Source organism: Microbacterium sp. GbtcB4 (assembly GCF_019091465.1).
In the GTDB taxonomy this organism is placed as follows: Bacteria; Actinomycetota; Actinomycetes; order Actinomycetales; family Microbacteriaceae; genus Microbacterium; species Microbacterium paraoxydans.
The window spans coordinates 1-233 of record NZ_JAGXJJ010000652.1 but is presented as its reverse complement, the minus strand read 5'-3'; the positions used below and the strand labels follow the sequence as shown (position 1 = coordinate 233).

Here is a 233-nt window from a genome sequence, read left to right as displayed (position 1 = left end):
GCCACCCCCCTCGCCACCGGGTACGCGACCGGCGAGCCCATCGCGATCAGCGAGCAGGTGATCCCCGCCGCGATGACCCTGGCGTCGTTCGTGGAGTTCGTCGTGACGCTGCCGGACGCCTGGCTCGGTGACAAGTGGGGCCGGAAGAACGTGATGTACATTGGCCTGATCACCTCGCTCCTGACCTTCGCGCCCTTCCTGCTGCTGGTGCCGGCCCCTGTCCTGCCCCTGCT

1 pseudogene is annotated in these 233 nt (G+C 68.7%); it reads left to right on the top strand.

Going from position 1 to position 233, the window contains the following annotated elements:
* Positions 1 to 233 (top strand): annotated as a pseudogene (locus KVS71_RS19135) (MFS transporter); the annotation flags it as partial.